Source organism: Kitasatospora sp. NPDC048298 (assembly GCF_043201465.1).
Lineage (GTDB): Bacteria > Actinomycetota > Actinomycetes > Streptomycetales > Streptomycetaceae > Kitasatospora.
The window spans coordinates 24,080-31,723 of record NZ_JBICYZ010000096.1 but is presented as its reverse complement, the minus strand read 5'-3'; the positions used below and the strand labels follow the sequence as shown (position 1 = coordinate 31,723).

General features: G+C 73.9%; 6 protein-coding genes. 1 reads left to right on the top strand and 5 read right to left on the bottom strand.

Annotated features, from left to right (window positions below):
• The coding region (locus tag ACGF0D_RS40375; RefSeq protein WP_392925179.1) for a type I polyketide synthase at positions 1-1,982 on the bottom strand (1,982 nt) is incomplete at its 3' end.
• 191 nt (positions 1,983-2,173) lie between these two features.
• On the opposite strand from ACGF0D_RS40375, the gene ACGF0D_RS40370 reads away from it, so the two are divergent.
• A complete protein-coding gene (locus ACGF0D_RS40370; RefSeq protein WP_392884482.1) occupies positions 2,174-3,208 on the top strand; it encodes a 3-oxoacyl-ACP synthase III family protein in 1,035 nt (344 codons plus the stop codon).
• A 66-nt stretch (positions 3,209-3,274) separates the two neighbouring features.
• Here the strand turns inward: ACGF0D_RS40370 and ACGF0D_RS40365 are convergent, their stop codons facing one another.
• Genes ACGF0D_RS40365 through ACGF0D_RS40350 form a run of 4 tightly spaced genes read right to left on the bottom strand, consistent with a single transcriptional unit; the run spans position 3,275 to position 7,545 of the window.
• Positions 3,275-4,762 carry an FAD-dependent monooxygenase gene (locus ACGF0D_RS40365; RefSeq protein WP_392925178.1) on the bottom strand — a complete coding sequence of 496 codons (1,488 nt, stop codon included), beginning with the start codon at positions 4,760-4,762 and terminating at the stop codon, positions 3,275-3,277.
• 4 nt (positions 4,763-4,766) lie between these two features.
• Complete coding sequence (locus tag ACGF0D_RS40360; protein WP_392925176.1) at positions 4,767-5,651, bottom strand: LLM class flavin-dependent oxidoreductase; 885 nt, start codon at positions 5,649-5,651, stop codon at positions 4,767-4,769.
• On the bottom strand, positions 5,648-6,775 hold the full coding sequence (locus ACGF0D_RS40355; RefSeq protein WP_392925174.1) for an alpha/beta hydrolase: 1,128 nt from the start codon (positions 6,773-6,775) through the stop codon (positions 5,648-5,650). The genes ACGF0D_RS40360 and ACGF0D_RS40355 overlap by 4 nt, the downstream gene beginning before the upstream one ends.
• The gene (locus tag ACGF0D_RS40350; RefSeq protein WP_392925172.1) at positions 6,772-7,545 is read right to left on the bottom strand and encodes a 2-oxo acid dehydrogenase subunit E2; all 774 of its coding nucleotides are present in this window, start codon (positions 7,543-7,545) and stop codon (positions 6,772-6,774) included. Before ACGF0D_RS40350 ends, ACGF0D_RS40355 begins: the two co-directional genes overlap by 4 nt.
• Between the last annotated feature and the right edge of the window lie 99 nt (positions 7,546-7,644).

Sequence of the window (7,644 nt, the reverse complement as noted above, 5' to 3'; positions counted from 1 at the left end):
GCGAGGTGGGCGGCGGTGACTTCGCCGATGGAGTGGCCGATGAGGTAGTCGGGGGTGATGCCGTGCTGTTCGAGGGTCCGGTAGAGGGCGGTCTGGAGGGTGAACAGTGCGGCCTGGGTGTAGGCGGTCTGGTGGATGAGGTCGACGTCGTCGCCCCAGAGGACGTCGGTCAGCGGGTGGTCGAGGTGGGGGGTGAAGAGGCGGGCGGTTTCGTCGAGTGAGGCGGCGAACGCCGGTACGGCCTCGTAGAGTTCGCGTCCCATGCCGTGGCGTTGGCTGCCCTGTCCGGTGAGCAGGAACGCCGTCTTGCCGGGCCGGAGTGTGCCGGTGACCAGGCCGGGGGCCTCGGTGTCCTCGGCCAGTGCCCGAAGCGCGGTGAGCAGGCCCTCGCGGTCCGTCGCGCTGACGACCGCGCGGTGGTCGAAGCGGGTGCGCGCGGCGAGGGTGTGCGCGGCCGCGACGGTGTTCGCCTCGGGCTGCTGCTCCAGGTGCTCCGCCAGCTGCTGTGCCTGCTCGCGCAGTGCCGGTGCCGACTTCGCCGACAACTGCCAGGGAAGCGCGGCGAGTTCGGTGTCCTCGTGGTCGGGTTCGGTGTCGGCCTGCTCCAGGATGAGGTGGGCGTTGGTGCCGCTGATGCCGAACGAGGACACGGCGGCCCGGCGCGGTCGCTCGTCCTCGACGTCCCACGGCCGTGCCTCGCTGAGCAGCCGCATCGTGCCGTCGGACCAGTCGACGTGGCTGGTCGGCTGTTCGGCGTGCAGGGTGCGCGGCAGGACGCCGTGCCGCATCGCCATGACCATCTTGATCACGCCCGCGACGCCCGCCGCCGCCTGGGTGTGCCCGAGGTTGGACTTGATCGAGCCGAGCCAGAGCGGCTGTTCGGCGTCGTGCCCGCGTCCGTAGGTGTTGAGGAGCGCCTGGGCCTCGATCGGGTCGCCGAGCGAGGTGCCGGTGCCGTGCGCCTCGACCGCGTCCACCTGGTCGGCGGTGAGCAGGCCGTTGGCGAGCGCCTGCTGGATGACGCGTTCCTGGCTGGGGCCGTTGGGTGCGGTGAGACCGTTGCTGGCGCCGTCCTGGTTGACGGCGCTGCCGCGGATGACCGCCAGCACCGGGTGGCCGTTGCGGCGGGCGTCCGAGAGCCGCTCCAGGACGAGGAGGCCCACGCCCTCGCTGAAGCCGGTGCCGTCGGCTTCGTCGGAGAAGGCCTTGCAGCGGCCGTCCGGGGCGAGGCCGCGCTGCTTGCTGAACTCGGTGAACAGTACGGGGGAGGACATCACGGTGATGCCGCCCGCCAGGGCGAGTGCGCACTCGCCCTGGCGCAGCGACTGCACGCCGAGGTGCAGGGCCACCAGCGAGGAGGAGCAGGCCGTGTCGATGGTCAGCGCCGGGCCTTCCAGCCCCAGGGTGTAGGCGATCCGGCCGGACGCGACGCTGGAGGTGTTGGTGACCAGGTAGCCCTCCAGCTCGGGGCGGACCTCCTCGGGCCGGGCGTAGTCCTGGGCGATGGCCCCGACGAACACGCCGGTGTCGCTGCCACGCAGCGAGTCCGGGTCGATGGTCGACCGTTCCAGTGCCTCCCAGACCGTCTCCAGGAGCACGCGCTGCTGCGGCTCCATGGCCTCGGCCTCGCGCGGGCTGATGCCGAAGAACTCGGCGTCGAACCGGTCGGCGTCGTACAGGAACCCGCCCTTGGCGACGTAGGTACTGGCGGGCGCCTCGGCCTCCGGGTCGGGCACGTGCAGGGTGTCCAGGTCCCAGCCGCGGCCCTCGGGGAAGTCACCCACCGCGTCGCCGCCGGCCTCCAGCAGGCGCCACAGCTGCTCGGGGCTGCGGACGTCACCCGGGAAGCGGCAGCCGATGCCGACGACGGCGATCGGCTCGTGGGCCGCTGCCTGGGCGTCGGTCAGCCGTTGCCGGGTCTGCTGCAGGTCGGTGGTGACCCGCTTGAGGTAGTCCCGGAGCTTCGCTTCGTTGGTGGCCATGAACCCATCCCTCGCAAGTACCAGACGGTCGTGCTCGGCAACGTCGCCGAACGTGCTTGCGGGCTGCTTAGCGTGGTCTAAAGCCGGAGGGGCGGGGCGGGCGTCGCCGCCGGGCCCGCCCCCGTCCGCGGGACGGGCGGGCGAAGACTGACCGAAGGGGGCCTTTAGCCGGGCGGTCGAGGGTGACCGGCATGGAAGCCTCGGACGTTCACATCCTGTCGGCCGGCAGCGCGCTGCCCGGCGATCCGCTGGACAACGCGGGCCTGGCCCGCCACTTCGGCATGGACCCCGTGTGGGAGCAGTGGGTCGACGCGTTCGTCGGTACCCGCGCCCGCCACCTCTCGGTCGACCTGGCCACCGGAAAGCTGCGCTCCTCGCTCGCGGACCTGAGCACCGAAGCCGCCGCGCGGGCCCTGGACGCGGCCGGCCTCGGCCCGGACGACGTCGACCTGCTCGTTCTCGGCACGGCGACTCCGGACCAGCTGATGCCCGCCACGGTCAACCTGGTGGCGGACCGGCTCGGCATCAACGGTGTGCCGACCTACCAGCTCCAGTCCGGCTGCGCGGGCGCGTTCCAGGCCCTGGAGGTGGGCCGCAAACTCCTGCTCGCGGGCGAGGAGCGGACCGCGCTGGTGATCGGTGGCGAGCTGTGCTCCCGGCACTTCGACCCCGGTGTCGACCTCGCGAAGCTGGACTCCGCGGAGTTGGTGAACTTCGTGCTGTTCGGCGACGGCGCGGGGGCGGCCGTGCTGAGCACGGAGCCCGCGCCGGGCACCCCGGTGATCCGACGGGTGCTCAACCGGCTGACCGGCCTCGACCGGGCGCCGGGCCAGATCGTGGAGTGGACCGGCGCCCTGGACCGCGACGCGACGGACCGCGCGTACATCAAGGAGGACTACAAGGCGATCGAGCAGTCCGTGCCGGTGATGTCGCGGGAGATCGCGGAGGAGCTGCTCGGCGACCTCGGCTGGGAGCCGACCGACGTCGACTACCTGCTGCCGCCGCAGCTGTCGGGGCGGATGACCCAGCGGATCGTGGACTCCCTGGGGATGCCGACGGCGGAGGAGGTCAGCCTGGTCGACCGCATCGCCAACACCGGCAACGCCATGCCGTTCTTCCAGCTGGAGCGGACGCTGCCGCAGCTGGCCGAGGGCGACCGGGTGCTGGGGGTGTCGGTGGAGTCCAGCAAGTGGCTCAAGGCCGGGTTCGTCCTCGAGGTGGTGTGACGGGGCGACGACGAAGGAGCGGCGCGGACCCCTCGGTCCGCGCCGCTCCTTCGTGTTCCGGCCCGCTCAGCTCGGCTCGCCGAACCACCGCGCCAGGGCCGCCGCCGGCTCGCCCGCGCCCGTCGTCCACACCACGTGGCCGTCGGGGCGCACCAGCGCCGGGGCGGGGACCCCGTCCGGCGCGACGGCGGTGGCCACCCGGTCGGCCCAGCCGGCCGCGAGGTCGGTGAGCGGGAGCCCGTCCGCGCCCTCGGGCACCAGCAGGAGGCCCCTGCCGTCGTGGGGCAGCGGCGCGGGGTCGGGGATCCGCCGCCCGATCAGCGGGTGGGTGTCCTGCCCGTCGTCCGCGCCCGGCGCGGTGACGGCGTAGCGCACGTCGACGCCGGTGACCAGTTCGACCAGGTGGCGGTTGACCTCCTCGAGACCGGCCAGCCGGGTCACCAGCGCGCGTACCCCGGCGGTGCGCCCGGGCGGCTCCATCAGGGCGAGCTGGGCGTCCAGGGCGGCCCGGGCGCGTTCGCCCTCCGGGTGCCGTTCGTCGTGGTAGCTGTCCAGCAGCCCGGGCGGCGCCCAGCCGTTGACCTGGGCGGCCAGCTTCCAGCCGAGGTTGACAGCGTCCTGGAGGCAGGTGCTCAGCCGCAGCCCGCCGAGCGGGAAGAAGGAGTGTGCGGCGTCGCCGGCCAGCAGCACCCGGCCGTGGCGGTAGCGTTCGGCGTTGCCGCTCACACTGGTGAACCGCTCGGCCCAGCGCAGTCCGCGCGCGGGCAGCTCCCGCCCGGTCAACTCCTTGATGTCGGCCTGGAGTTCGGGAAGCCCGACCGGGCCGTCGGAGCCGGCGGCCGGGCCGAGACCGGTGGTGATCACCCGCAGCAGGTCGGGGCCGGCCGGGGCGCCCGAGTAGACCCCGCCGGAGTCCACGTAGTGCGCGCCCAGGTGGTTGGGGGCCAGCTGGGCGAAGTCGACCTCGACGTCGCCGACGCTGCCCGCGACGGTCCACCCGCTGCCGGGGAAGGGGATGCCGGCGAGGCGCCGCACCGCGCTCTGCGTGCCGTCGGCGCCGACCAGGTAGGAGGCGGTCAGCTCGCCCTCCCGGCCGTCCGCGCCGCGCAGCCGCAGCGTCACCGGGCCGTCCCCGGTGCCGGTGTCCAGCCCGGTCACTTCCTGGCCGCGCCGCAGCTCGACCCCGAGCTCGCGGGCGCGCTGCTCCAACAGCGCCTCCAGCCGGTTCTGCGGGACCAGCAGGCCGCGGACGGGCTGCGGATCCAGCAGCTCGGGGTGCAGCCAGATCAGCGAGAAGTGGGCGCCCGGGAGCGGCATGCCCTGCTCGCGCAGCCGGTCGCCGAGGCCGCGCTGGTCGAGCAGTTGCATCACGGCCGCGTTGACGGCCTGTCCGGGGGCGTGTTCGGCGGGTTCGGTGCGGCGGTCGAGGACCACGGTGCGCACCTTCGCCAGGGCGAGCTCGCAGGCCAGCATCAGCCCGGTGGGGCCGGCGCCCACCACGACGACGGGGTCCGCGGCGCTCTCGGGGTGGTCCGGGGCGGCAGTGGCGGTCACGGGGTCATCCTTTCCGCAGCAGGGGGATCACGGGGGCGAAGTCGTGCATGGCGGGGGCGAGCAACGCGAAGGAGGTCAGCCCGTACCGCTCGCGGTGCGCGCGGACCTGCTCGGCGATCTGCCGGTGGGTGCCGATCAGCAGCGTGGGCAGCTCCAGCAGTTCGGCCACCGACAGGTGGGCGGCGAAGCCGGACTCCCGCAGCGCCTCGGCGGCCGAGCGCCGGTCGCCGGTGACGATGATCCGCTTGACGGCGATGTTCAGCTCCGGGTCCCGGCCCAGCTGTGCCGTCCGCTCCCGTACGGACGCCACCCGCCGCGCGATCTCCTCGGGGGAGTGCAGGACGAGGCCGCCGCCGGGCGGCAGCGAGGCACCGATGAAGCAGACGGTGTCGGCGTGGTGGACGGCGAGTTCGAGCTCGGCCGGGTCGTCGGCGGCGAGGAGCAGCGGAGGCCGGGGGTGCTGGAGCGGCCGGGGCCGGTGGTCGGGGTCGGGCAGCAGCCGCTGGAGCGTCTCGACGGCGTCCGTGAGACGGGTGAGCTTCTGCGTCGCGTCCAGGTGGGCGGTCCGGGCGCTGGCGGTCTGCCCGGAGTGCAGACCCACCTCCAGGCGCCCGCCGGTGATCCGGTCCGTCCCGGCGACCTCCCGGGCCAGGACCTCCGGGTCCCACAGCGCGGTGTTGGTCAGGTAGGTGGCCACCCGCAGCCGGGTGGTGGCCGCGGCGGCGGCCACCAGGGAGGGGAACGGTGCGGGCATGCCGAGGTGGTCGGTGGTGGCGAGCAGGTCGTAGTCCAGCCGCTCGGCCTCGGCGGCGATGCCCGGCCAGTCCGCCTCCGGGTCGATCGCCGACACCAGGAAGCGCAGCGGGCGGTCGGTGGTCACGGCGCTCACCTGCCCTCTCCGTTCCGGGGGCCGCCCAGGGCCGGCATCCGCCCGCGGCCGCGCAGCAGGGCCAGGGCCGCGCCGAGCGCCGCCCGCTGCGGGCCGTGGCCGCCGATCATCTCCAGGGCCGAGCGCAGGCTCCACAGCCGGGACTCGGCGACGTGGCCGGGGGAGCCGTGCACGTCGTCGTGGGCCAGCAGGCGCAGTCCGCGTACGTGACGTTCCAGCAGCAGCCGGTCGCCGGGCGGGATGATCTCGTCGCGCTCGCTCGCGATGTACGCCAACGGCACGTCCAGGCGGGCCAGTTCCGCTTCGCTCAGGCCCCAGTCGGCGATGTGCCCGAGGACCGATCCCGACTCCCGGCCGGTGAGGTGGGCCAGGGTGTCGACGGTGACCCGGGGGATCCGCGGCCGCCAGTCGGGATCGGCGAAGAAGTCGCGGACCGGGGCGCCGGCGGTGACGATCCCGCGCACGCGCTTGTCCTCCAGCGCGGCGCGCAGGGCGAGATGGCCACTGAAGCTCATCATCACCGCGTAGCTGCGGGTGACGTCGGCGCGCCCCTCCAGGGCGTCCAGCAGCTCGCTGACCATCCGGTGGCTGTCGGCCGTGTAGCGCCAGGTGTTCTCGCCGACGCCGGGCATCTCGGTGGCCACGGCGGCCACGCCCAGCCGGGCGGCCCGGGCCAGGATCGGGCCGAACTGCTCCTTGACGCTGACGATGCCGCCGCTGAACAGCAGCAGCGGGGGCAGCTCGCCCGAGCCCGCCGGGTCGAGCCCGGCCGCCCAGCAGCGCACCCGGCCACCGGACAGCTCCAGGTCCAGCCGTTGGATGCCGGCCCGCTGCCCGAGCCGCCAGCGGTCGAAGGAGGCGACCGTCAGCTCCTGGGCCTCGGCCCGCGCCGGGCCGTCCACGTACGGGAAGCGGGCGATGTTGAAGAACCGTCCCGCCGACAGCTCCCGCCCGGCGCGCTCCTCGACGGTGCCGGCGGCCGTCCACTCCCGGGCCCAGGAGCCGGGTTCGCCGTCCAGGTCGTGCCCGATCCGGCCCAGCACCCGGCGCGACGCGTCCTGCGGGATGCCGAGGATCCGGGCGTGGACCTCCACGAACCGCCTCAGCTCGGTGACGTCGTTCATGCCGTCTCCTTCTCCTTCTCGGCGGAGTAGCCCTCCAGCAGGTCCTTGACCTCGGTGAGGACGTCGGCGGCCTCCGCGCCGTCGATCACCCGGTGGTCGAAGGTGAGGTTGAGCCGCATCACCGGGGCGCCGGTCACCTCGCCGTCCCGGACCACGGCGCGGTCGGTGATGCGGCCGATCCCGAAGGTGAGCGTGGTGCCGCCCACCGAGTGGAAGCCGTCCACCGCACGGTGGCCGAGCGAGGTGACCGCGAAGGTCCCGAAGAAGCGGGGGTGACGGACCAGCGAGCGCACCGCCCGGCGGTAGGCGGCGCGGGCGATCGGGCCCGGCAGCCGCTGCAGCAGCAGCATCGGCGCGAACTCCGGCATCGACATCGGGTCGCCGTCCCGGTAGCGCTCCAACTGGTACTGGATGTCGTGCAGTTCGGCCCGCTGGAGGTCGGGCAGCACCGCCGAGACGACCACCCGGCGCCCGCCGATCCGCTTGTCCAGCGTCACCTTCCCGGCCACCTCGCCGTAGCGGGCCACCCGGGGCCGCAGCCGTCCCCTGATCGCCGCGTTCGCCTCCGGGTGCGCGGCCAGCACCCGGGCGGCCGCGTGCAGCACGTAGGTGACCACCGACAGCCGACGCTCGTCGCGGTGCTCCTCCCGGTGGGCGAGCACCCCCGACATGTCGACCTCGGTGTCCAGGTGCACCGGTGAGAACGGGCGGATCTCGTCGAGGAACAGGAGCGTGTGGCGCCGTTCGCGTGCGATGGCGGATATCTGCATGGGCGCCAATCTCGGCATTCGGGCCTAAGGGCCCCTTAGCGCGCTCTAAAGACCGCGGGACACCGCCGACGAGCGGGCGAAAGAGCTGCTTTAGAGGCC

What these genes read in the sequence shown, in the direction of transcription:
- ACGF0D_RS40355 (WP_392925174.1), bottom strand. Translation starts at nt 6,775, where the DNA reads ATGAACGACGTCACCGAGCTGAGGCGGTTCGTGGAGGTCCACGCCCGG.
- ACGF0D_RS40350 (WP_392925172.1), bottom strand. Translation starts at nt 7,545, where the DNA reads ATGCAGATATCCGCCATCGCACGCGAACGGCGCCACACGCTCCTGTTC.
- ACGF0D_RS40370 (WP_392884482.1), top strand. Translation starts at nt 2,174, where the DNA reads ATGGAAGCCTCGGACGTTCACATCCTGTCGGCCGGCAGCGCGCTGCCC.